This is a genomic window from Shewanella aquimarina, from assembly GCF_023349185.1.
GTDB lineage: Bacteria > Pseudomonadota > Gammaproteobacteria > Enterobacterales > Shewanellaceae > Shewanella > Shewanella aquimarina.
This window is the reverse complement of the sequence record NZ_JAKIKY010000006.1, coordinates 100,967-123,825: the sequence shown is the minus strand read 5'-3', so window position 1 is coordinate 123,825 and position 22,859 is coordinate 100,967. Positions and strand designations below refer to the sequence as shown.

The 22,859-nt window shown below is 51.3% G+C and carries 20 protein-coding genes; 12 read left to right on the top strand and 8 right to left on the bottom strand.

From position 1 onward, the window contains the following. Nucleotides 1–170: 170 nt before the first annotated feature. A complete protein-coding gene (locus tag L2731_RS09245; protein WP_249252823.1) occupies nucleotides 171–2,390 on the bottom strand; it encodes an NADP-dependent isocitrate dehydrogenase in 2,220 nt (739 codons plus the stop codon). Nucleotides 2,391–2,662: 272 nt separating this feature from the next. Between L2731_RS09245 and rluE the strand changes: the two genes are divergently transcribed. The 6 genes from rluE to L2731_RS09215 all read left to right on the top strand — a co-directional run bounded on the left by rluE (nucleotide 2,663) and on the right by L2731_RS09215 (nucleotide 8,604). Next, nucleotides 2,663–3,508, top strand: a complete 846-nt coding sequence (rluE, locus tag L2731_RS09240) for a 23S rRNA pseudouridine(2457) synthase RluE (RefSeq protein WP_249252822.1) — start codon at nucleotides 2,663–2,665, stop codon at nucleotides 3,506–3,508. 11 nt (nucleotides 3,509–3,519) lie between these two features. Continuing rightward, nucleotides 3,520–3,969: an NUDIX hydrolase gene (locus L2731_RS09235; protein WP_249252819.1), complete on the top strand. Its 450-nt coding sequence runs from the start codon at nucleotides 3,520–3,522 to the stop codon at nucleotides 3,967–3,969. A gap of 178 nt (nucleotides 3,970–4,147) precedes the next feature. Further along, nucleotides 4,148–5,263 carry a tRNA 2-thiouridine(34) synthase MnmA gene (gene mnmA / locus L2731_RS09230; protein WP_144198656.1) on the top strand — a complete coding sequence of 372 codons (1,116 nt, stop codon included), beginning with the start codon at nucleotides 4,148–4,150 and terminating at the stop codon, nucleotides 5,261–5,263. 3 nt (nucleotides 5,264–5,266) lie between these two features. Then, nucleotides 5,267–5,884 carry a high frequency lysogenization protein HflD gene (hflD, locus tag L2731_RS09225; protein WP_249252817.1) on the top strand — a complete coding sequence of 206 codons (618 nt, stop codon included), beginning with the start codon at nucleotides 5,267–5,269 and terminating at the stop codon, nucleotides 5,882–5,884. A gap of 32 nt (nucleotides 5,885–5,916) precedes the next feature. After that, nucleotides 5,917–7,287, top strand: a complete 1,371-nt coding sequence (gene purB, locus L2731_RS09220) for an adenylosuccinate lyase (protein WP_239850220.1) — start codon at nucleotides 5,917–5,919, stop codon at nucleotides 7,285–7,287. Nucleotides 7,288–7,455: 168 nt separating this feature from the next. Then, complete coding sequence (locus tag L2731_RS09215; protein WP_249252815.1) at nucleotides 7,456–8,604, top strand: ribosomal protein uL16 3-hydroxylase; 1,149 nt, start codon at nucleotides 7,456–7,458, stop codon at nucleotides 8,602–8,604. Nucleotides 8,605–8,805: 201 nt separating this feature from the next. Here L2731_RS09215 and L2731_RS09210 read toward each other — a convergent pair whose 3' ends face one another. Next, on the bottom strand, nucleotides 8,806–9,255 hold the full coding sequence (locus L2731_RS09210) for a DUF4826 family protein (RefSeq protein ID WP_239850218.1): 450 nt from the start codon (nucleotides 9,253–9,255) through the stop codon (nucleotides 8,806–8,808). Nucleotides 9,256–9,511: 256 nt separating this feature from the next. Here L2731_RS09210 and L2731_RS09205 point away from each other — a divergent pair, with 256 nt between their 5' ends. Together L2731_RS09205 and L2731_RS09200 are read left to right on the top strand one after the other, a co-directional pair. Beyond that, the gene (locus L2731_RS09205) at nucleotides 9,512–10,543 is read left to right on the top strand and encodes a Glu/Leu/Phe/Val dehydrogenase dimerization domain-containing protein (protein WP_249252813.1); all 1,032 of its coding nucleotides are present in this window, start codon (nucleotides 9,512–9,514) and stop codon (nucleotides 10,541–10,543) included. Between the two features lie 262 nt (nucleotides 10,544–10,805). Next, complete coding sequence (locus L2731_RS09200; protein WP_239850217.1) at nucleotides 10,806–11,150, top strand: hypothetical protein; 345 nt, start codon at nucleotides 10,806–10,808, stop codon at nucleotides 11,148–11,150. Between the two features lie 135 nt (nucleotides 11,151–11,285). Here the strand turns inward: L2731_RS09200 and L2731_RS09195 are convergent, their stop codons facing one another. The 5 genes from L2731_RS09195 to ppsA form a co-directional block, all read right to left on the bottom strand. Beyond that, the gene (locus tag L2731_RS09195) at nucleotides 11,286–11,750 is read right to left on the bottom strand and encodes a PliI family lysozyme inhibitor of I-type lysozyme (RefSeq protein ID WP_249252811.1); all 465 of its coding nucleotides are present in this window, start codon (nucleotides 11,748–11,750) and stop codon (nucleotides 11,286–11,288) included. A 48-nt stretch (nucleotides 11,751–11,798) separates the two neighbouring features. Then, complete coding sequence (locus L2731_RS09190) at nucleotides 11,799–12,215, bottom strand: MarR family winged helix-turn-helix transcriptional regulator (protein ID WP_033540720.1); 417 nt, start codon at nucleotides 12,213–12,215, stop codon at nucleotides 11,799–11,801. 123 nt (nucleotides 12,216–12,338) lie between these two features. Continuing rightward, on the bottom strand, nucleotides 12,339–12,788 hold the full coding sequence (locus tag L2731_RS09185; protein WP_239850215.1) for a DUF1285 domain-containing protein: 450 nt from the start codon (nucleotides 12,786–12,788) through the stop codon (nucleotides 12,339–12,341). Next, nucleotides 12,781–15,834: a D-2-hydroxyglutarate dehydrogenase YdiJ gene (gene ydiJ / locus L2731_RS09180; RefSeq protein WP_249252809.1), complete on the bottom strand. Its 3,054-nt coding sequence runs from the start codon at nucleotides 15,832–15,834 to the stop codon at nucleotides 12,781–12,783. The genes L2731_RS09185 and ydiJ overlap by 8 nt, the downstream gene beginning before the upstream one ends. A 109-nt stretch (nucleotides 15,835–15,943) precedes the next feature. Next, nucleotides 15,944–18,313 (bottom strand): phosphoenolpyruvate synthase, encoded by a 2,370-nt coding sequence (ppsA, locus tag L2731_RS09175; RefSeq protein WP_249252807.1) that lies wholly within the window; start codon nucleotides 18,311–18,313, stop codon nucleotides 15,944–15,946. A gap of 126 nt (nucleotides 18,314–18,439) precedes the next feature. On the opposite strand from ppsA, the gene ppsR reads away from it, so the two are divergent. The 4 genes from ppsR (at nucleotide 18,440) to L2731_RS09155 (ending at nucleotide 21,970) form a co-directional block, all read left to right on the top strand. After that, nucleotides 18,440–19,252, top strand: coding sequence for a posphoenolpyruvate synthetase regulatory kinase/phosphorylase PpsR (gene ppsR / locus L2731_RS09170; RefSeq protein ID WP_239885440.1), 813 nt, complete (start codon nucleotides 18,440–18,442; stop codon nucleotides 19,250–19,252). A 166-nt stretch (nucleotides 19,253–19,418) separates the two neighbouring features. Next, complete coding sequence (locus L2731_RS09165; RefSeq protein WP_249252805.1) at nucleotides 19,419–20,480, top strand: 3-deoxy-7-phosphoheptulonate synthase; 1,062 nt, start codon at nucleotides 19,419–19,421, stop codon at nucleotides 20,478–20,480. Nucleotides 20,481–20,633: 153 nt separating this feature from the next. Continuing rightward, complete coding sequence (locus tag L2731_RS09160; RefSeq protein WP_144198630.1) at nucleotides 20,634–21,059, top strand: acyl-CoA thioesterase; 426 nt, start codon at nucleotides 20,634–20,636, stop codon at nucleotides 21,057–21,059. A gap of 251 nt (nucleotides 21,060–21,310) precedes the next feature. Next, nucleotides 21,311–21,970, top strand: coding sequence for a response regulator transcription factor (locus L2731_RS09155; RefSeq protein ID WP_011865344.1), 660 nt, complete (start codon nucleotides 21,311–21,313; stop codon nucleotides 21,968–21,970). A 203-nt stretch (nucleotides 21,971–22,173) separates the two neighbouring features. Here the strand turns inward: L2731_RS09155 and L2731_RS09150 are convergent, their stop codons facing one another. Further along, complete coding sequence (locus L2731_RS09150) at nucleotides 22,174–22,767, bottom strand: TetR/AcrR family transcriptional regulator (RefSeq protein WP_249252803.1); 594 nt, start codon at nucleotides 22,765–22,767, stop codon at nucleotides 22,174–22,176. Nucleotides 22,768–22,859 lie beyond the last annotated feature (92 nt).

Below are 22,859 nucleotides of genomic sequence, written 5' to 3'. Positions count from 1 at the left end.
CTTGAGAACCAAGCAGGATTTTTAGATAAGTAGTTATTCTACAATTAAAAATTCTAATACAGTTATCGAGCATTTTAACAAGCTAGAATTATCAATTGTTTATTACGATTGGTATAAAACAAGCAATAAAAAAGGGCGCCATGGCGCCCTTTTTATTTACTTAGCTTTTATTAGCTCAGCAACTGATTCAGCGTTGCGCTCGGGCGCATCGCCGCTTCGGCCTTAGTGATATCTAGGCGATAGTAACCACCTAAATCAACCGCAGGGCCCTGAGCACCATTTAACTCGGCAACTATCTTAGCTTCGTTACTGGTCAAGGCTTCGGCTAGCGGTGCAAACTGCGCCTTTAACTCGCCATCAGTCTCCTGAGCGGCCAGCGCCTGTGCCCAGTACATCGCCAGGTAGAAGTGACTACCACGGTTATCCAGCTCACCCACGCGACGTGATGGTGAGCGGTTTTCATCGAGGAACTTACCGATTGCGTTATCCAGCGCATCGGCCAATACCTGTGCCTTAGGGTTGCCATAGTTCTGGCTTAGGTGTTCGAGTGACGCACCCAGAGCCAGGAATTCACCCAGAGAGTCCCAACGCAGGTGACCCTCTTTCTCGACCTGCTGAACGTGCTTAGGCGCGCTGCCGCCTGCACCGGTTTCAAACAGTCCACCACCACTCATTAGCGGCACGATAGAGAGCATCTTGGCACTGGTGCCCAGCTCAAGAATTGGGAACAGATCCGTCAGGTAGTCACGCAGTACGTTACCCGTTACCGAGATGGTATCCAGACCCTGCTTGATGCGCTCTAGCGAGAAGCGTGTTGCGGCCACAGGCGCCATGATGTGGATCTCTAACCCATCGGTATCATGCTCTGGCAGATATTTGTTTACCTTGGCAATCAGCTGCGCGTCGTGGGCGCGGTTCTCGTCTAACCAGAATACGGCTGGTGTCGATGAGAGACGCGCACGGTTAACGGCAAGCTTAACCCAGTCGCGGATAGGCGCGTCTTTAACCTGGCACATTCTCCAGATATCACCGGCTTCGACATCGTGAGACATCAACAGATTACCGGCGGCATCGACAACCTTGACCACACCGTCTGCGGCGATTTCGAAGGTCTTATCATGGCTACCGTATTCTTCGGCCTTCTGCGCCATCAGGCCCACGTTTGGCACGCTGCCCATGGTGGTAGGGTCGAAGGCACCATTCTCTTTACAGAATTGGATAGTTTCCTGGTACACGCCAGCGTAGCAACGATCTGGAATAAGCGCCTTAGTATCCTTCAGCTTACCATCTGGGCCCCACATCTGACCGGAAGAGCGAATCGCCGCCGGCATAGAGGCATCGATGATCACATCGCTTGGTACATGCAGGTTGGTGATACCACGGTCTGAATCGACCATAGCCAGGGCTGGACGCTCGGCGTAGATAGCCGCAATATCGGCTTCAATTTCGGCCTTCTTGTCTGCAGGCAGGCTAGCAATCTTGGCATATACGTCACCAAAACCGTTGTTAACATCGACGCCCAGCTCTTCAAACAGCTCACCATGCTTGTCAAACAGCGACTTGTAGAACACCTTAACGGCGTGACCGAACATGATAGGATCTGACACCTTCATCATGGTGGCTTTTAGGTGCAGCGACAGCAGCACATCTTCGGCCTTAGCCGCCTCGATTTCGCGCTCCATGTAGGCAACCAGGGCTTTCTTGCTCATGGTCGATGCGTCAATCACCTCACCTGCCAGTAACTTAAGGCCAGACTTCAGAGTCTTAGCGCTACCATCTTTACCTTCAAACAGGATATCTATGCTAGTCGGCTCGTTGATGGTAACCGATTGCTCGCTACCATAGAAATCGCCCGCTTCCATGTGCGCAACATGAGACTTAGAGTCACGGCTCCAGGCGCCCATTGAGTGCGGGTTCTTCTTGGCGTAGTTTTTCACCGACGTTGGCGCGCGGCGGTCTGAGTTACCTTCACGCAAAACTGGGTTAACGGCACTGCCTTTGATCTTGTCGTAACGGGCCTTGATATCGGCCTCTGCGTCATTTTGCGGCTCATCAGGATAGTTAGGCAGTGCATAACCTTTGTCTTGCAGCTCCTTGATACAGGCCTTCAGCTGTGGGATCGAGGCGCTGATGTTAGGCAGCTTAATGATGTTGGCTTCTGGCTTAGTGGCCAGTTCACCCAGCTCGGCAAGGGCATCAGAGATCTGCTGTTCTGGGGTTAAGAATTCGGGGAAATTGGCAATAACGCGGCCAGATAATGAGATGTCGCGTGTCTCGACGCCGACACCCGCAGCTGCGGTGAAATGCTTGATAATAGGTAACAGAGAGAGGGTCGCGAGAGCCGGAGCTTCATCTGTCTCCGTATAGATGATCGTTGGATTATCGTTCATTATTACTTCCTACGTTTTTGTAAAATAAATCGTTTATGAATCAAACAACTATGATGTCATTATTATAATTTTACGATGGCGAATGCGAGGCATGAAAAGGAGAAACTGTAAGGGTGAACGCCCTGGGGCCATGCCCTGACACTTAAACCGATTTAATGCAAAACAAAGCGCGTTTAACATCTCAAAAGCTGTTCACGTTTTGCTATCGATCACATTTAGTTGGCCGACATCATAAATCATTCACGCCAATATTCAAATTCCACTAATGGCCAATGCACAGTACAATGTCAGCATTAGCATACACTCAGCCAAAAGTTTGTCTCGTGACCCAAAAAACACCCGGAGCCAATCAGCCAGTAAATAAACGCAGGGGCGCAAGAAAAGACGCCACATCGTCCAAATCCCCATCCTCCCTGACGCCTGTCTCCCAATCTCCTGACTTCAATGCCAAGGGGAATCATCGCCAGCACAAGCAGGGCTCGGCAGCACCATCGGCAAAAGGCGTTAAGGCTAAAGGTCACTACAAGCCCCGTCCCAAAAGCAAGCCAGGGACTAAGCCGAAGCCAAGGCCGCAAAACCCCGTCATCGTTTTGTTCAATAAGCCCTTTGATGTCTTGTGCCAATTTACCGATGAACAGGGACGTCAGACATTGAAGGATTTTATCCCAATTCAAGATGTCTACGCCGCCGGCAGACTCGACAGAGACAGCGAAGGGCTGTTACTGCTCACCAACGATGGTCAGCTGCAGTCGCGTATCACAGAGCCTAAGAAGAAAACCGACAAGATCTACTGGGTGCAAGTCGAAGGCATTCCCAGCGACGAGGCGCTCAAAGCACTCAGAGAGGGGGTTACCCTAAAAGATGGTCCGACCCTGCCCGCCAGGGTGGAGCGGATCGACGAGCCGAATATCTGGCCCCGTAACCCACCGGTGCGAGAGCGTAAACAGATCCCCACCAGCTGGCTGGCGATCACCATCTGCGAGGGACGTAATCGTCAAGTCAGGCGCATGACAGCCCACGTGGGCTACCCGACCCTAAGATTGATTCGTTATAAAATAGGTCAATGGAGCCTGGATGACATCACAAACGGTGAATATAAGGTGTTGCCCCAATCCTAATGAGGTAATAGATGGAACGTTATAAACCCAATGTCACCGTCGCCTGCGTGATCGCCAGTGAAGACAAATACCTGATGGTCGAGGAGTTGATCGACGGCAAGCTCACCTACAACCAACCCGCCGGTCACCTGGAAGCCTTTGAGAGCCTAAATCAGGCCTGCGAGCGCGAGGTATGGGAAGAGACAGGCCTTAGCATTAAGGCGCAGTCGCTGATCAACATCTATCAGTTTCAGGCAAGAGACGATCTGGCCTTCCTGCGCTTCACCTATGCCTGCACCTTAGATGAGCCACTCACACCCAAGCCCCAAGACAGCGCGATTCGCCGCGCCCTGTGGATGACGCTCGATGAGATAACCCAGCTCAAGAGCCAGCTCAGAAGCCCCCTGGTACTGCAATGTATTGAAGACTTTCGTCAGGGAAAACTCTTTTCGACTGAGGTGGTCAATAGCCGCTTTCTCTAGTTAGCCCAAAGTCACAATGCGTGATAGAATATGCCCCCGCATATTATGGTGATGATTTTCCCGGCAAGTGATGCGCGATCGACGCGCAATTAGACACAGGGCTAAGCAGGCAAACCGGCTTACTCAACCCCAGAAAACAGCCACCATAGCTACACGAATTTAATGGTTTTTAGGATTTATGGCAGCAATCGAACCCAATCCAAACGGTAAAAAAGTGATCGTCGGTATGTCCGGCGGTGTCGATTCATCTGTTTCGGCGTATCTCCTCATGCAACAGGGCTATCAGGTCGAAGGCCTGTTCATGAAAAACTGGGAAGAGGACGATACCGACGAGTATTGTGCCGCCGCCGAAGATCTTAAAGATGCCCAAGCCGTTTGCGACAAACTGGGGATCAAGCTGCACACGGTTAACTTTGCCGCCGAATACTGGGACAATGTGTTCGAGTACTTCCTTGCCGAATATAAGGCGGGGCGCACCCCTAACCCAGATATCATGTGCAACAAAGAGATCAAGTTTAAGGCATTTCTCGAATTTGCAGACGACATCCTGGACGCCGACTACATCGCCATGGGGCACTATGTACGCCGCAGCGACGCCTCGGGTCAAAGCCAGATGCTACGTGGCGTCGATGGCAACAAAGACCAGAGCTACTTCCTCTATACCTTAAGCCATGAGCAGATCGCCCGCTCCCTGTTCCCCGTGGGTGAACTGGAGAAGAGCGAAGTGCGTGAAATTGCCAAGGAGATGGGGCTGGTTACCCATGACAAGAAGGACAGCACAGGCATCTGCTTTATCGGCGAGCGTAAGTTCACCGATTTTCTGCGCACCTTTCTGCCCGCACAGCCCGGCAAGATAGAGACTGCCGAAGGCGAAGTCATAGGTGAGCACCAAGGCTTGATGTACCACACCCTGGGCCAGCGTAAAGGGCTGGGGATCGGCGGCATGAAGAACAGCAACGACGATCCTTGGTATGTGGTCGATAAAGATCTCGAACGTAACGTGTTGGTTGTCGGTCAAGGTGGCAAGCACCCTCGCCTCATGTCGGTGGGTTTCTACGCCGATCAGCTACACTGGGTCGATAGAAAAGGGCCCGTTGATGGCGCCAAGATAACAGTCAAGACACGTTACCGTCAGCAGGACGTGGCCTGTACCCTCACCTATGAAGGAGATGATCGCATCAAGGTGATCTTCGACGAGCCCGTTGCCGCCGTAACCCCTGGTCAGTCTGCCGTGTTTTATGACGGCGAAGTCTGCCTTGGCGGTGGCATCATAGACAGTCTGATTAGAGAGTAAGCCGTGAGCGAGCCGATTTTCGACAGAACCATGGCCTTTGCCGGTATATTGCAGGCAATAGGTCAGGTACAAAAGGTTGCCAGACACGGTCAGGCAGACGATGAGATGCTTGGCGCCTGTTTGGGAACCATCATGGTAACCAATCCAGACAGCACTGCCGATGTATATCAAGACAAGGTCGCGCTGAATCGCGGCTACCAACTGGTGTTGAACCAGCTGGGCGATGACAAACAGAAAGATGTCGAAGTGACCCGCTATCTCATCGGTATCCTGGCGCTGGAGCGTAAGCTATCACGCAACTCAAATGCCATGGGCATGTTGGCCGAGCGCATCAATCAAGTACATCGCCAGCTGCACCACTTTGCAATTACCGACGAGCAGGTGGTTGCCAACTTCGCCGGCATCTACAGCGATATAATCAGCACCTTAGGCCCCAAGATACAGATCTCGGGCAATCCCGAGTACCTGAAACAACCTATGGTGCAACATAAGATACGCGCCCTGCTGCTAGCTGCCATGCGCAGCGCAGTATTGTGGCGCCAACTTGGAGGCAAGCGCAGGCACCTTGTCTTCTCGCGAAAAACAATAGTTGATACAGCTAAGAAAAGCCTCACCCTATAAATAATAAGTTAAGTTCATTAAAGGAGCTTCTAATGGAACTTTCCGCACTAACTGCTATCTCTCCGGTAGACGGTCGTTATGGTAGTAAAACCGCCTCATTGCGAGGGATTTTCAGCGAGTACGGCCTGACCAAATACCGTGTTCAAGTCGAAATCAACTGGCTAAAGCTGCTGTCTAGCTGCCCAGAAATTGAAGAAGTTCCTCCTTTTAGCGAAGCCGCACTGGCCTTGCTCGACCAGATCAAAGACAACTTCAGCGAAGAAGACGCACTGCGCGTCAAGACCATCGAAGCAACCACTAACCACGATGTGAAGGCAGTTGAGTACTTCATCAAAGAGAAGATCGCCGATAACAGCGAACTTACCGCCATCGGCGAGTTTGTTCACTTCGCCTGTACCTCGGAAGATATCAACAACCTGTCTCACGGCCTGATGCTCAGCGAAGCACGCGAGCAGGTGCTGGTGCCATACTGCCAGCAGATCGTCGACGGCGTGAAGAAGTTGGCCCATGAATATCGTTCGGTCCCCTTGATGTCACGTACCCATGGCCAGCCAGCCTCGCCTTCTACCCTAGGTAAAGAGATGGCCAACGTTGCCGTGCGTCTTGAGCGTCAACTTAAGCAGATCCAGGCCGTCGAAATCATGGGTAAGATCAATGGCGCCGTGGGTAACTACAATGCTCACCTGTCGGCCTACCCAGAAGTTGACTGGCACACGCTGTCAGAGCGCTTCGTGACCAGCCTGGGCCTTAACTGGAACCCGTACACCACACAGATTGAGCCACACGACTACATCGCCGAACTGTTCGATGCCGTTGCTCGCTTCAACACAGTGCTGATCGACTTCGACCGCGACATCTGGGGTTATATCGCCCTGGGTCACTTCAAGCAGAAGACGATTGCCGGCGAGATCGGTTCATCGACCATGCCACACAAGGTTAACCCAATCGATTTCGAAAACTCAGAGGGTAACCTGGGTATCGCTAACGCCCTGATGCAGCATCTGGCGGCTAAACTGCCTGTGTCTCGCTGGCAGCGTGACCTGACCGACTCGACTGTGCTGCGTAACCTGGGTGTGGGCATGGCACACTCGCTCATCGCTTATCAGGCAACCCTGAAAGGGATCAGCAAGCTCGAAGTGAACGAGACTCACCTGCGTGAAGAGCTGGATCAGAACTGGGAAGTCTTGGCCGAGCCAGTACAAACCGTTATGCGTCGCTATGGCATCGAGAAGCCATACGAGAAACTCAAAGAGCTGACACGCGGTAAGCGTATTGACGGCGAGCAACTGGCGCAGTTCATCGACAATCTTGAGCTACCAAGCGACGTGAAGCTTGAGCTGAAGAAGATGACGCCTGCCAACTACATTGGCCGCGCCGAAGCGTTTGTGGATGACTTAAAGTAATCATCCATTGACACCCAACAAGAGGCGGTAGGCAGCAGCTTACCGCCTCTATTATTTTGACAAAAAATAGTTTTAAAAATAGCTAGTTTTTAAAGCAAGTAGCTTTCAGAATAAGCTTATTTTTTGGCATATACTGCCCCCTATTACTCTGGCCAGACGACCTACCCCATGTATACTCCCAACTTCGATACGCAAGCATTTTTAGCCAACCACTGGCAGAAACAACCTCTGGTGATCAAGGGCGCCTTCGCGCATTTTCAAGACCCTATCGCCCCCGATGAACTAGCGGGACTCGCCTGCGAAGAAGAGGTCGCCTCGCGCATCGTGCTGACGAAGAAAGACAACTGGGAGATCATCCAGGGTCCAATAGAAGATTACGCCCCCTTCGGCGATGCCAACTGGCAGCTGCTGGTACAGGCCGTCAACCATTGGTACCCGGATGTGGAACCACTCGTTAACGCCTTTCGTTTCATCCCCGACTGGCGCTTCGACGATCTCATGGTCTCCTACGCCACGCCAGGTGGCGGAGTCGGCCCCCATATCGACAACTATGATGTCTTCTTACTCCAGGGCGAAGGCAGACGCCGCTGGAAAGTCGGTGCCAATGGGCAATACTCGCCCCGCGGCGGCGATACTCACACGGCGCTGATCGACGATTTTGAGCCCATCTTGGATGTGGTACTCGAGACCGGCGACATGCTCTATATCCCGCCGGGCTTCCCCCACCGCGGTGAGACATTGGAGACGGCGCTGAGTTACTCCATAGGGTTTCGCGCCCCCAGCCAGCAGGAGCTCTTTAGCAGCATAGCCGATCATCTCATCGACACCAACGGCGGCAATAAGCGCTTTATCTCGAATCAGGAACCCACCAGCCCAGGCCTACTGAGCGTCGAGCAGCAAGCAGGCATGCTAGCCCTGGTCTCAGAGATCTTATCGCAGCCTGACCACTATCAAACCGTGTTGGGTCAGACCCTGAGTCAGAACCGCTTCGAACTGGATCTGGCTGAGCAAGGGGAAAGTTACAGCCAGGATGAGCTGATGGAAGCCCTGGAAGATGGCGCCTGCCTGCAACGCATCGGCGGGCTGAAGGTGATTCGTCTCGAAGGCGATAAACACGCTAGGCTCTTTATCAATGGTGAGATCTACGACTTTGTTGATATTGATGATGACGATGCCGATGAGCTGAATGAGCAGCTTATGTTGCTGGCTAATGCATTTAGCTTCGAGGGCGAGCAGGCGCTGGACCTGTGTCAGCATGAGGCCATAGGCCAATACTTTATCTGGCTACTCAACTCTGGCTACGCCTACCTGGCATAAGCTGGCAGATGCGAGTCTCCAGTCGCTGATGCCCTGTAGCCGATGCCAAATAGCTGATGACCTGTATCTGATAACAAGAAAGCGTCGAAGCTGAGAACACTAAAAAGCCGCCTCAGATGGGCGGCTTTTTTATTAGGCTTTAGGCTCTCGTTTCAAGCGCTTTTTAAAGACACTCCTAACAGCGATGGCTGTTTAAAACGCTTAGCCTTCTTTCCACAATTTTTCGTCGTTGTGGATCTGATACAGGCTCTCGGCACGTGACACCAACAGCTGCGCAAACTGCGCCTGGGTCTTGTCCTTTACGGCGCCAGATTTCACCAGGTTTTCCGCCTTAAGCTGCCACATCATAGAGAAATGGCGAATCGCGTCGCGCGCGGTGGCGGCGACCTTAACATCCACATAATCTGAAGGCAGATCGCCAGACATCACCCAGAAGGTCTGTGGCTTTGGCTGCTTAGACTCCATCTTCCATACCGCGAGGAAAGGCGCAAGGTAACGGCTCTCTTCGGCAATCACTTTACTTGGGATCACCCCTTTTTCAGCCAGGAAGCGATTTGCCTTCTGAAAATGCTCTTTAACCCATTGTTGTGTTAGGGCTTCTTGTTCTTCTGCTGTGAGTGCTTTGGTGTTCTCGACTGCTTGTTCCGTCATACTGCTTCCTATTGTTATAGTTATGCTGTGAAGGGCGAAATGGAGCTGACAAACTGCATATTGCGTGAAAATTCACACACAACTTTACGTTAACGTAAAGTGGAAAGCAAAATTGCCACACCGATCACAATTAATCCCAATCTTTGCTTTGTTGAGAGTATCGCTAAATGCTATCGTTCTGCAATAAATATAACAAGCCGTCGAAGGCGCCTCTTTGGCATTCGGCGTTTTAATTCCCAAGCGGAGAACTCATAAAGTGGCAGTATTTAATCATATCTCATTTGATGACCACGAACAGGTCGTATTTTGTCATGATAAAGAAAGTGGCTTACGTGCAATCATAGCCATTCACAACACCAACCTGGGCCCAGCGGTCGGCGGTTGCAGAATGTGGAACTATGAGTCTGATGACGAAGCACTGACCGACGTATTACGTCTGTCTCGTGGCATGACCTACAAGAACGCCCTCGCCGGTCTGGCAATGGGTGGCGGTAAGTCGGTGATCATCGCCGATCCTAAAGTAGAAAACCGTGAAGCCCTGTTCCGCGCCTTCGGTCGTTGTATTCATACTCTGGGTGGTAAGTACTACTCTGCAGAAGATGTGGGCGTGTCTACCAGCGACATCATGATTGCTCACCAAGAAACCCCATACATGGCGGGTCTTGAAGGTCAGAGCGGTGACCCATCACCATTTACTGCGCTTGGCACCTACCTGGGTATCAAGGCTGCCGTTAAGCATCAGCGTGGCCTGGACAGCCTCAAGGACCTTAAGATTGCCGTTCAGGGCGTTGGCCACGTAGGTTACTACCTGTGTCGTCACCTGCATGAAGAAGGCGCCGAGCTGATCGTAACCGACATTCACCAGTCATCACTGGATAAGGTCGCTACCGAGTTTGGTGCTACCGTGGTTGCGCCTCAAGATATCTATCATCAAGATGTCGATATCTATGCACCATGTGCCCTGGGTGCCACCATCAACGACACCACGATTCCACTGCTGAAAGCTAAGATTGTGGCAGGTTGTGCCAACAACCAGCTTGCCGAACTGCGCCATGGCGAGAAGCTTAAAGAACTGGGCATCCTATATGCGCCAGACTATGTGATCAACGCCGGCGGTATCATCAATGTATCGTTCGAAAAAGATTACGACGCACAAAAATCTACCGCCAAGGTAGAAGAGATCTACAACACACTGCTGAAGATCTTCGAACAGTCTGACGCGCAAAACCGCACCACAGCGGATGTTGCCGACGAACTGGCACGCGCCATCATCAACGGCGAAAAATAATTTCTGGCGCTAATTTCTGATGCTAGCCGGATTGAAAAACCACCGACAAGTTCGGTGGTTTTTTATTGCCTACAACCCGAGTTTTGCACCAGGCCATAGCCTACTCAACCTATAAAAAACAGCTCAAAAATTTTCTGATTCAATTTTTCTTTTAGCGCCAAAGAGATAATTTTCAGACACAGATTTTTCACAAAGGCGTACTGGAAAATGTCATATTCCTCTGCTTGACTTAGAGGCTCATCATCTTCGCTAGGATTGCATTATGATAAGTTTCAAGTACCACTTTAATCAGGATTTGGTGGAGTTACAGGCCAGTAACTGGATAGGTCTGGAGCAGGTATTTGTTAACGGCAAGCGGGTGTCGCGTAAGCTTAATTTCGGCCCCAAGAGCGAACATGAGGTGAAACTGAACAGTGGCGCGCCCTGTAAGTTTCAACTGTTAATCGATCCCAACAGTGAGCAGATGATCTGCCGCATCTACAAGCAAAATCGCCTGATCACCAGCATCAAACAGGGAAAGGAAAACCTGATGCAAAGTCGTATGCTGTTGCAATCTGTCATCATAGTCATGGCCGTATCGAGCCTGGGCATGTTGCTGGTGGTGTAACTCAAAGTTACGACATCCCGAGCTTAATCGCCTATTCAAATAAAAGAACAGATCTAACCAGACAGACACAATAGCGCAGACAAGTATTCAAGCTTCTGTGACCATTCGCGCCGAGACACCAAAATAAAGCTCTGCTTATTGGCAAAGCGTCAGGCTTTCCCCAGCGACACAGACGGCTTGAGTGCTCTGATAGTTACCGCTGCCCGCCGTCACTATGGTAACCACTAGCTTCTGTTGCTTCTGAGAATTATCCACCAGCTCGGCCTTTAAGATGGTACCGTCCCGAACGAAGGCCAGACTAGCGGCAAAATCCCCCACATCCAGGTTGCGATACAGACTCACCTGCACACTGCCAATAGATCTTGGTTCCAGCGCCCCCTCGACAACCACCAGACTGTAGCCATTTGCCAGCGTAAAGGCTTTAGCGTAGCTGTCACTGCTCACACTCGATGCGCCAGCCGATTCTGGCTCAGAGGCAGCAGCTTGAGATGTGGAAGAGTGAGTGGAAGAGTGAGTTGAAGACTTGGGCGATTTCTCGATATTAACCATACAGGCAGACAGGCTCATTACAAGCGCCGCAGTAAGCAGAGGTTTCAGCATTTTGATCATCCGTTGATTTAGGTGAGGTTTGATAATAGGTCAGATTGCCTAGGATAGGCCATTGATCTTATTGAGTAGATAGATAAATTGTTGCGATTCAAATTCAGACAGATTACCGAGAAACTGCTCGTTGACCCGCTCGGCCTCGCAGATAAGGTCTTGTTCCAACGCCTTGGCACTGTCGGTAAGGAAAATTTTGAAGGCGCGGCGATTGTCCGCCTCTTGATGACGGGTGATATAGCCCTGTACCTGCAGCTGATCTAACAGGCGAGTCATGGTGTAGTTAGCCACGTCACAGCGCTTAGACAGCTCTGTTTGGGTGATCCCCTCCTCCTGCCACAGGGCAAACAGGACAGGCCAGAGTTTAATGTCTAGCTCATAGCGCTTTAGCCTCTCATCCAAGGCCTTCTGAAGCTCGATATTAAGATGAGACACTAAGTATCCCAAGCTTTCATAATGTTTCAATCAGCACCTCCAGATACAGCGGCCATGCATTAATACTAACATCTGGTCCTAAAGAAACTAGGGCTCGACTAACGCTAATTCGTAACGAAAAACCAATTGTCTTATCTTAGAAAGGCTTAAGCATTACTTAACGTCGCCCTCTGGATTTAGCATGTATTGCTCGATAAAACGATAATAACAGGCTCTTCCAAGTTTAGCCGATAATCCCCTCCCTAAGGAGACAGATATTGCCGCCTCGTCCACCACAAAGGCATCACGCCCGGCCAGCTGGAACTGGGTGCCGATAGAGCTGGTCAGGGTAAAATGCCCGTCTTGTGTCTCTTCATAATCATTGATAATAAAGGGAAACTCGGCAACTTCTACCCTCACCGTCTCCACCGGCGTCATCAGAAAATATCCCTCAGATTTAAGATGCAAAATGGTGGCAAAAAGCCGGCAAAATTTATCGGGCAAGGGCTCGCCGCGATAAAACCAGCGCCCCTGGCTATCGATATGAAACAGAGCCTCCTCATCACACAGGGGAACGCCTTGCGTGAATTGTTGCAACGCCGAATCCGGCTGGTTATCAGCCATGGTCTATAAGACCCAGTAACGCCTGCACCGGATGCTTAGGCTTAAAGCCACCGAAGCGTTTTACCTGACTACGACAAGAATAACCCGAGATCAATATCTGCTCATGTGGCAGCGAATCAATGGCCTTCTCCCAAGACATCTCATACAGGGCCTTGGAGCGCTTAAGGTTATCGCTCTCGTGACCATAGGTGCCTGCCATGCCGCAGCAGCCAAGGCTGACTGTGCTTAACTCGGCGCCAAATGCGCTAAAGATCGCCTGCCACTCTTTGGCCGTATTGGGCTTAGCCGTCGATTCGGTGCAGTGGCTGAACCAGGTAAACTGCTTAGTCGACTCTTTCGCCTCACCCAAAGAGGCCTTGGCGTCAATCACCTTAAGTAGCCACTCATTGGCCAGCAGCACGTTAAAATCGCCACGACGTTCACCGAGGATCTCATTATATTCATCGCGATAGCAAAGCACCATGGCAGGATCTACCCCCACCATAGGCATGCCAAGGGCGTGCACCTGATTTAAGAAGTCGGCGCTGGACTGAGCCGTCTTGGCAAACTTATCCAAGAAGCCCTTAATATGAATCGGCTTACCGTTAGGCTTAAAGGGCAGCAGCACTGGCTTGAAGCCCAGCTTCTCGATCAGCTTAATAAAGTGATAAACCGTCTCAGCCTCGTAGAAGCTGTTGAACGGGTCTTGCACCACGAGCACATATTGGTCACGCTCACTTTGTGGGATCTGCTGTAAGGCATTCAGGTCATAGCCACGGCAGGCATGATTCTCCAGACGCTGCTTGAGTGTCGGCACCGACAGCGCCGGCGCATCCACGTAGCCGATAGACTGCTTTATCACCCACTGACTCAGCTTATTCTGTGAGGCAAAGTTAGTCACCTGGGGCATCTTGGCCATCAGGGGCAAACTCTGCTCGATACCCGCGACCAAGTAATCTTTCACCGGACGCAGATAACGCTGGTAATAGATGTTAAAGAACTGCGCCCTGAACTTGGGCACGTCCACCTTCACCGGGCACTGCGACGAGCAGGCCTTACAGGCCAGGCAGCCCTTTAATGACTCCATCACCTCGTGGGAGTAATCATATTCGCGCTCTTTCTTCAGGGTGTTCTGGGTGCGCTGCAACCAGCCAAGGGGCTTGGCCTTCGCCAAAGCCTCGACATCGACCCCTTCGGCCTCCAAGAGACGCAGCCATTCGCGCATCAAACCCGCGCGCCCCTTCGGCGATTGTACCCTGTCTCCGGTCACCTTGAAGGAGGGACACATAGGCGAATAGGCACTGTAGTTAAAACAGAGGCCATTGCCGTTACAATTCATCACATCGGGGAAAGCCTCGCGGGTGTTGACCGGGATCTGACGATCGAAGGCTCCGCGTTTGGTGCTGTCGACATTATAGAGCAGCGGTCCGCTGCCCTTAGGTGCCACCAGCTTGCCGGGGTTAAGCTTGTTATTGGGGTCGAAATAGCCTTTGACCTCTTCGAGCAGACCAAACAGGGTTTCGCCGAAGACCGACGGACCATACTCGCCACGTACCCCTTTACCATGCTCGCCCCACATCAGGCCGCCATACTTGAGGGTCAGTGCCGCCACCTGATCCGATACCGTCTTGAGCAGTCGCTCATCCTGCGGGTCGCACATATCCAGCGCCGGGCGCACATGCAGCACGCCCGCATCCACGTGACCGAACATGCCATATTGCAGCTCATGGCTGTCGAGCAGTGCCCTGAACTCCATGATAAAGTCGGCCAGCTTCTCAGGCGGCACCGCGGTATCTTCGGCGAAGGCGATAGGCTTGCGGCTTCCCTTGGTCGCGCCCAGCAGTCCCACCGCCTTCTTACGCATGGCATAGATGGTGTTGATGCTCTCCTTATCGGCGGTAACTTGATAACCCAGCAGGCCAGCCTGTTTAGCGCCAAGCTGAGTATCTAGCATCGCCTCTAATTGTTTAACTTTGGCTTCCACCTCTTCTGGCTCACCGGCGAACTCCACCATGTTGAGGCCATCGATGGAGGCGCCTGGCACCTCTTCAATCAGAGATGACACCGAATGCCAAATGATATCCTGCTTGGCCAGATTTAGAACCTTAGAGTCCACGGTTTCCACCACGGTCGCCTCGGCCTTAACCAAATCCGGCGCATGGCGCAGCGCAGACTGGAAAGAGTCATACTTGATGTTGACCATCATGCGGGTGTTAGGCAGCGGCGTAATATCCAGCTTGGCCTCGGTGATCACCGCCAAAGTACCTTCAGAGCCGGTGAGGATGCGCGACAGGTTGAACTCATCGAATGACGCGTTCCAGACGTTTTTCAGATCATAACCAGTCAAGAAACGATTGAGTTTGGGAAAACGCTTCTCCACCTCGTCGCGGTGGGTCCGGGTCATGGCCGCGATATCACGCTGCAGCGCCTCCCCTAAACTGGGCGATTCGAGCGCATCGAGCGCCTCAAGCGATTGCAGATCCAGTGGCTTGGTTTCCAATACACTGCCATCATGCAGCACGCTGGTCAGCTCGAGCACGTGATCCGACGTCTTACCATACACCAGCGAGCCGGCCCCCGAGGCGTCGGTGTTGATCATGCCGCCCATGGTTGCGCGATTAGAGGTTGAGAGATCTGGACTAAAGAAGAAGCCATGTGGGCGCAGCGCATCGTTTAGCGCATCCTTGACCACCCCGGCCTGCACCCTCACCCAGCGCTCCTTCTCGTTAATCTCGATGACCTGATTAAAATAACGCGACAAATCTAAGACCAAACCATGGGTCAGAGACTGACCGTTAGTGCCGGTACCACCACCACGCGCACTAAAGACCACCTTATCAAACTCTGGCTTAGTCGCCAGGGTCATGATCAGCCTGACATCGGCCTGAGTCTTAGGATATAAGACCGCCTGTGGCAAAAATTGGTAGACAGAGTTATCCGTTGCCTGGGCGAGACGCGCACTGTAACGCTTATCTATGTCGCCACAATAATTGCTCTGAGCAAGGGCGTCGAGATACGCCAAGTAAACAGGCTCTAGGGTCTGTTGATGGGATAACTTTGGGAGCATGATGACTTCTTTTCAATTGATGTTTATTAAAATAATGTTGCCATTATAAACAAAAAAAAGCCGCTAAAAAGCGGCTTTCGTCAATTAGCTTATTCTATCTAAAGAATAATTAGGCGTGAGCTTCACCCAAGTATAACCAGGTATCGATCACTGTATCTGGGTTAAGCGATACGGTGTCGATGCCCTGCTCTACCAACCAAGCCGCAAAGTCGGCGTGGTCAGAAGGACCTTGACCACAGATACCCACGTAAGCGCCTTTCGCCTTAGCGGCCTTGATAGCCATTGCCAGCAGGGCTTTAACGGCTTCGTTACGCTCGTCGAACAGGTGGCTGATGATGCCTGAGTCACGGTCAAGACCTAGGGTTAGCTGGGTCAAGTCGTTCGAACCGATTGAGAAACCGTCGAAGATCTCGAGGAACTGGTCGGCTAGCAGGGCGTTAGACGGCAGCTCACACATCATGATGACACGTAGACCATCTTTACCACGCTCCAGGCCTTGCTCTTTCAGCAGTTCGATAACCTGACGGCCTTCTTCCAGCGTACGTACGAATGGGATCATGATCTCTACATTCGTCAGACCCATCTCGTTGCGTACACGCTTGATGGCTTCACACTCAAGGGCGAAACAGTCGCGGAACGACTCAGAGATGTAACGGCTCGCACCGCGGAAGCCCAGCATTGGGTTCTCTTCCTCAGGCTCGTAACGGTCACCACCAACCAGGTTAGCGTACTCGTTAGACTTGAAGTCTGACATACGTACGATAACTTTCTTAGGATGGAAGGCCGATGCGATAGTCGCGATACCTTCTACCAGACGCGCCACGTAGTATTCTACTGGTGACTCGTAGCCGGCGATCATCTCGTGGATCTCTTGCTGCAGCTCTGCACTTTGGTCGTTGAACTCAAGCAGCGCCTTAGGGTGAATACCGATCATACGGTTGATGATGAACTCAAGACGCGCAAGGCCCACACCTTCGTTGGGCAGACGAGCGAAGTCGAACGCTCGGTCTGGGTTACCCACGTTCATCATGATCTTCATCGGCAGTTCAGGCATGGCATCGACGCGAGATGACATGACGTCAAACTCTTGAATACCTTCGTAGATGTAACCTGTGTCGCCTTCTGCGCAAGAAACAGTCACTTCCTGACCATGCTTGATCTTGTCGGTGATGTCACCACAACCAACAACTGCCGGTACGCCAAGTTCACGGGCGATGATCGCCGCGTGACAAGTACGCCCACCACGGTTGGTGACGATAGCGCTGGCGCGCTTCATGATTGGCTCCCAATCTGGGTCAGTCATGTCGGTAACCAGTACGTCACCTTCTTGGATCTGGTCCATATCTTCGATAGAAGCCAGTACCTTAGCGGTACCATTACCGATCTTATGACCGATGGCACGACCTTCGCCAATCACTTCGCTCTTAGTCTTGAGGTGGAAACGTTCGATCAGCTGTACATCTTCACGTGAACGTACGGTTTCTGGACGCGCCTGTACGATATACAGTTTGCCGTCATTACCATCTTTAGCCCACTCGATGTCCATTGGACGACCGTAGTGCTTCTCGATGATCATGGCTTGCTTAGCCAGCTCCATCACCTCTTCATCGCTGATAGAGAATTGACGACGCATATCGGCAGGTACATCTTCAATCTTCACCTGCTTACCGTGGCTCAGGTCATCAGAGTAAACCATCTGAATCAACTTGCTACCGATGTTGCGGCGAACAACGGCTTTGTGACCTGCTGTCAGGCTTGGCTTGTGAACATAGAACTCATCAGGGTTCACCGCGCCTTGTACTACCATCTCACCCAGGCCAAATGAAGAGGTCACGAAGACTACATCGTTGTTACCTGACTCGGTGTCCATGGTGAACATTACACCTGAAGCGGCGGCGTCTGAACGAACCATACGCTGTACGCCAGCTGAAAGCGCAACGCCTTTGTGGTCATAACCTTGGTGTACACGGTATGAGATAGCTCGGTCGTTAAAGAGAGAGGCGAATACATGCTTGATGGCAACCAGTACCGCGTCGAAGCCTTTAACGTTCAGGAAGGTTTCCTGTTGGCCGGCAAATGATGCATCTGGCATATCTTCGGCAGTCGCTGAAGAGCGTACCGCGAACGATGCATCGTTAGTTTCTGAGGAAAGCTTGTCGTACGACTCACGTACAACCTGCTCAAATTCACTATGGAATGGGGTATCGATAACCCACTGTCGGATCTGTGCACCTGCGGTCGCGAGTGCATTCACGTCGTCGACGTCTAGAGCTTCTAGCGTCTCGTATATCTTCTGGTTAAGTCCGCTTTGTTCAAGAAATTCATTGAACGCAAAAGAAGTGGTCGCAAAGCCACCAGGCACTTGAACACCTGCATTAGCTAGATTGCTGATCATCTCCCCAAGAGAGGCATTTTTACCGCCTACCTTGTTGACGTCACCCATGCCTAATTCTTGATACCAGAGTACATATTGCTGCACAGTTCTATCTCCGCAAGTTTATTTCAGTGTGGCCCCTTCACACGAGGGCAGCGGCATTTTACACTCCACAGCAAGACGCGTAAATCTATAATTTTATTTGTAATTTTATTACTACAAGAGGTCAAAATGTCACGTAAAGTCTTTTATATCTCAGATGGGACAGCGATCACGGCCGAGGTTTTTGGCCATGCGGTACTGTCTCAATTTCCAGTTGAGTTTGAAGCACTTACTATTCCATTTGTCGAGACAACCCAGAAAGCCGAGGCGGTAAAAGCACAAATTAATGATTGTTTTATTACAACAGGCGAACGACCACTTGTGTTCCATTCCATCGTAAAAGCCGAGATTCGAGACATCATCTATAGCAGTGAGTGCATCGACTACGACTTCTTGAATACCTTCGTCGCCCCGCTGGAAGATCAATTGGGCGTCAAGGCGGTCCCGGTTACCCACAGAACTCACGGCAAGGCCAATCACAGTTATGAGGCGCGTATCGACGCCATCAATTACGCCATGGAAAACGACGACGGCCAGACCCTAAAACATATCGACAAGGCCGACATAGTACTGCTGGGCGTATCCCGCTGCGGCAAGACCCCCAGTAGCCTCTATCTATCGATGCAGTTTGGTATTAAGGCAGCCAACTATCCCTTCATCGAAGATGACATGGATAACCTAAAGCTGCCCGAAGTACTCAAGAGAAATAAGCACAAGCTGTTTGGCCTGACTATCGATCCGGTGCGCCTGCATGAGATCCGCCAGAGCCGCATGGAAAACAGTCGCTACTCTTCCCTGAGACAGTGCCGTATCGAGGTGAAAGAGGTAGAGATGATGTATAAGCGCGAGCGCATTCCTTTTGTTAACACCACCAATCATTCGGTGGAAGAGATTGCCACCAAGATTCTGGATGTTACCGGCCTAGAACGTCATATGTTCTAAACAGACGGTCATAAAGGGCAAGCTAAAGGCTCCAAATGGCAAGCTAACTGCACAGATGTAGACAAATACCGGAAATTTTCATCTGTTTACCCCTGTGCAGCTAGCAACTATTCGTTATAATCCGAGGCAATCAGGCGAAAGCCAAGACAAACGCTCGGTATATTGAATGACCATTAAAACAGACGAACTACGCACCACATTATTATGTAAGGCCATTTCACCTGCTAAACTCGCATCTGAATACCCGCTTACTCAAGACGCCGCCGACTACCTGGTTCAACAGAGACGTGAAGTTGAAGCCATTCTCACCGGTGAAGACAAACGTCTTCTGGTGATCATCGGCCCCTGCTCTATCCACGACACCCAGGCTGCCATCGACTACGCTAAGCGTCTGGCCGTGCTGCACAAAGAACTCAAAGACTCACTCTGCATCCTGATGCGCGTCTATTTCGAGAAACCTCGTACCACGGTTGGCTGGAAGGGACTGATCTCAGATCCGGATCTCGACGGTAGCTTTAATGCCAACAAGGGCCTGCGCCTGGCGCGTCACCTGCTGCAAGAGATAACCGAGCTAAACCTGCCTATCGCCACCGAATTTTTGGATATGGTTAACGGTCAGTATATTGCCGACCTCATCACCTGGGGCGCGGTTGGCGCCCGTACCACAGAGAGTCAGATCCACCGCGAGATGGCCTCGGCGCTCTCCTGTCCGGTCGGCTTCAAAAACGGTACCGACGGCAACATCAATATCGCCATCGATGCGGTGCGCGCCGCCAAAGAGCCACACATCTTCTACTCGCCCGATAAAGATGGCGCCATGGCCGTTTACCGTACCAGTGGTAACCCTTATGGCCACATCATTTTGCGCGGCGGTAAGCAGCCTAACTACCATGAGGCCGATATTCAGGCTGCGGCGCAGAAGCTTAAAGATGTGGGTCTATCTCACCGCATGGTGGTGGACTTTAGCCACGGCAACAGCCAGAAGCAGCATAAGCGTCAACTCGAAGTCGCCAAAGATATCATGACGCAGGTCGCCTCAGGCTCGACCGCGATTGCCGGCATCATGGCCGAGAGCTTTATCGAAGAGGGCAACCAGAAGGTAGTAGCCGGTGAACCACTGGTTTACGGCAAGAGCATCACAGATGCCTGCCTCGACTGGGCCGACTCAGAAAAGCTACTGCGAGACCTTGCTGCAGCCTCCAAGGCGCGCATGGCAAAGCTTAGCTAATACCTAATGTGATTATTTTAAAAAGGCTTCCTCGTGAAGCCTTTTTTAATGTCATGAAACCCACCACATTACCGGGCTACAGCGCTGTCATTAAGCCGCGATTATCAGTATAATCCGCCGGTTTTTTTCAATGCATAACCTTAAGGTTGCCGTATGCCCCTAACCGATACAGAAACTCAGTATTCTGACGCCATTCGCGCGCGCATCGCGCAGTCAGAAGCCCGGGTGATCAAAGCGATTTTTCCCTCTATCACCAACCATCACAACACCCTCTTTGGTGGCGAGGCGCTGGCCTGGATGGATGAGACCGCTTTTATCGCCGCTACCCGCTTCTGCCGCAAGACACTTGTTACTGTCAGCTCAGATCGTATCGACTTCAATAAGTCGATTCCTGCCGGCACCCTGGCAGAGATCATTGCCAACGTGATCTATGTGGGTAACACCTCCCTCAAGGTTGAGGTCAACATCTTTGTCGAAGATATGTACCAAGATCATCGCGAGCACGCCATTCGCGGCGTCTTTACCTTTGTGGCGCTGGATGAAGATCGTAAACCCACTAAGGTGTGGAGCGGCGACTGATTTTAAGAAGGTCTCCTGTCGGCGGGCGCACACCTGCCGACCTCTCACCTCTAACTTCTCACCTCTAACCTTCCCTAACCTCGCACCTCGTATCTCCCGCTCTCAGCCAAAGACTCATTAGACTTAAGTCTAATAATTGTTTGTAAAAACGAAAAAATCCCGTCACCCAGACACAAAAGCAATAGAATACTGAGTCATTTATCTGTTACATTGACTTTACCTTCAAGTGCAACAAAGATAATCAAAAAGCAATGAAGCTCGAAAACTTGCACATCATCATCGCAGATGATCATCCATTATTTAGGAATGCGCTGCGACAGGCATTAAGCGGCGCCTTTGCCGACACCCAATGGTTTGAGGCCGACAGCGCCGAAGCCCTACAAGGCCTATTGGAACAGGGCAACACCGCCTATGACTTAGTGTTGCTGGATCTACAGATGCCCGGCTCCCATGGTTATTCCACCTTAATTCACCTAAGAACCCATTTCCCCGAACTGCCTGTAGTGGTGATCTCCGCTCACGAAGATGCCATGACCATCAGCCGCGCCGTCCATTATGGTAGCGCCGGATTTATTCCCAAGTCCGCCTCCATGGAGACCCTCTCGGAGGCCCTCACGGCTGTACTCTATGGCGATATCTGGCTACCGGACAACATAGAGCTGCAAGAGATCAACGAAGATGCCACGGATCAGATGGCGGCCAAGCTTGCCGATCTCACGCCGCAGCAATATAAGGTGCTGCAGATGTTTGCCGAAGGTCTGCTCAACAAGCAGATCGCCTATGACCTGGGCGTATCCGAGGCCACCATCAAAGCCCACGCCACCGCCATCTTTAGAAAACTCGGGGTGAGAAATCGCACCCAGGCGGTGATCGCCCTGCAGCAGCTGGAGATGGAAAAGGTCGAGCTATAACCTAGGTGGAAGATCCTAAGATCTTCCCTTAGTTCCCAGCCAATTTGTAAGCGCAAAAAGATCTCAGCCAAAAGACACTCGCATTTCGCAAGATGACTTAAGCGCCTAAGGCGAATAACCGAATCTGTCGCCAGCTTGCGACAGCACCTGTCGACGGCATTCCATTCGAGGTTGAAAGCATTCGAGATTGATAGCATTCAAGATTAATAGCAGCGAATAAAGTTATCTACGGCATGCTCTGCGTACATTTTCATTTCATCAGATGTAAGAATTTTTCCACCGTATAAGGCTTCGAAATGACGATTTCCCTTTAATGCACCAAGAAATTGTTCACTCGCTATGGCCAAGTCTGTAATGACGAGTTTGTCTATCGCTTGTCGATGCATCAAATAATCCTGTAATGCCTGTTGAGAGTGGCCTGAACTTCGCTCAAGAAAAAATGCCACTAGTTCCGGTGCGCTTTTTGTCTGTGTCATCAGTAAGCGCGCCAACTTCAAGAGCTCAGGGTGATAGATAAACTCCAAATATTTCAACGCGAAATACATTAACTCTTCCCTAAATGCTCTATCGGCATCTACGTCGATGCTTAACCCCAGTTGCAGGCGTTCGGTCAGTTCAACAACCACGGCTTTTAACAGGCCCTGCTTATCATTAAAGTAGTTATACAAGGTAAGCTTTGAGCCACCACAATGCACTATCAACTGATCTAGGCTGGTGCCTTCATAGCCCTGCTCTAAAAAGAGTTCTGCGGCTACCTGCAAATACTTCTGCCGCTTTCTCAAACTCGATGGTCGCATAAATGCCTCCTCTAACTTTTGATACCCCATAGTACACTTTTTTATAGGATAAGGTTGCATCCTTTTCGAACGATAGATATGATACTGAACGG

Bases quoted from the DNA above. Each gene is read 5' to 3' on its own strand.
- L2731_RS09155 (WP_011865344.1), top strand. From the start codon at position 21,311: ATGAAGCTCGAAAACTTGCACATCATCATCGCAGATGATCATCCATTA.
- L2731_RS09200 (WP_239850217.1), top strand. From the start codon at position 10,806: ATGATAAGTTTCAAGTACCACTTTAATCAGGATTTGGTGGAGTTACAG.
- L2731_RS09160 (WP_144198630.1), top strand. From the start codon at position 20,634: ATGCCCCTAACCGATACAGAAACTCAGTATTCTGACGCCATTCGCGCG.
- purB (WP_239850220.1), top strand. From the start codon at position 5,917: ATGGAACTTTCCGCACTAACTGCTATCTCTCCGGTAGACGGTCGTTAT.
- ppsR (WP_239885440.1), top strand. From the start codon at position 18,440: ATGTCACGTAAAGTCTTTTATATCTCAGATGGGACAGCGATCACGGCC.
- L2731_RS09150 (WP_249252803.1), bottom strand. From the start codon at position 22,767: ATGCGACCATCGAGTTTGAGAAAGCGGCAGAAGTATTTGCAGGTAGCC.
- rluE (WP_249252822.1), top strand. From the start codon at position 2,663: ATGCACAGTACAATGTCAGCATTAGCATACACTCAGCCAAAAGTTTGT.
- ydiJ (WP_249252809.1), bottom strand. From the start codon at position 15,834: ATGCTCCCAAAGTTATCCCATCAACAGACCCTAGAGCCTGTTTACTTG.
- L2731_RS09185 (WP_239850215.1), bottom strand. From the start codon at position 12,788: ATGGCTGATAACCAGCCGGATTCGGCGTTGCAACAATTCACGCAAGGC.
- L2731_RS09195 (WP_249252811.1), bottom strand. From the start codon at position 11,750: ATGCTGAAACCTCTGCTTACTGCGGCGCTTGTAATGAGCCTGTCTGCC.
- L2731_RS09210 (WP_239850218.1), bottom strand. From the start codon at position 9,255: ATGACGGAACAAGCAGTCGAGAACACCAAAGCACTCACAGCAGAAGAA.
- L2731_RS09215 (WP_249252815.1), top strand. From the start codon at position 7,456: ATGTATACTCCCAACTTCGATACGCAAGCATTTTTAGCCAACCACTGG.
- L2731_RS09235 (WP_249252819.1), top strand. From the start codon at position 3,520: ATGGAACGTTATAAACCCAATGTCACCGTCGCCTGCGTGATCGCCAGT.
- mnmA (WP_144198656.1), top strand. From the start codon at position 4,148: ATGGCAGCAATCGAACCCAATCCAAACGGTAAAAAAGTGATCGTCGGT.
- L2731_RS09245 (WP_249252823.1), bottom strand. From the start codon at position 2,390: ATGAACGATAATCCAACGATCATCTATACGGAGACAGATGAAGCTCCG.
- L2731_RS09165 (WP_249252805.1), top strand. From the start codon at position 19,419: ATGACCATTAAAACAGACGAACTACGCACCACATTATTATGTAAGGCC.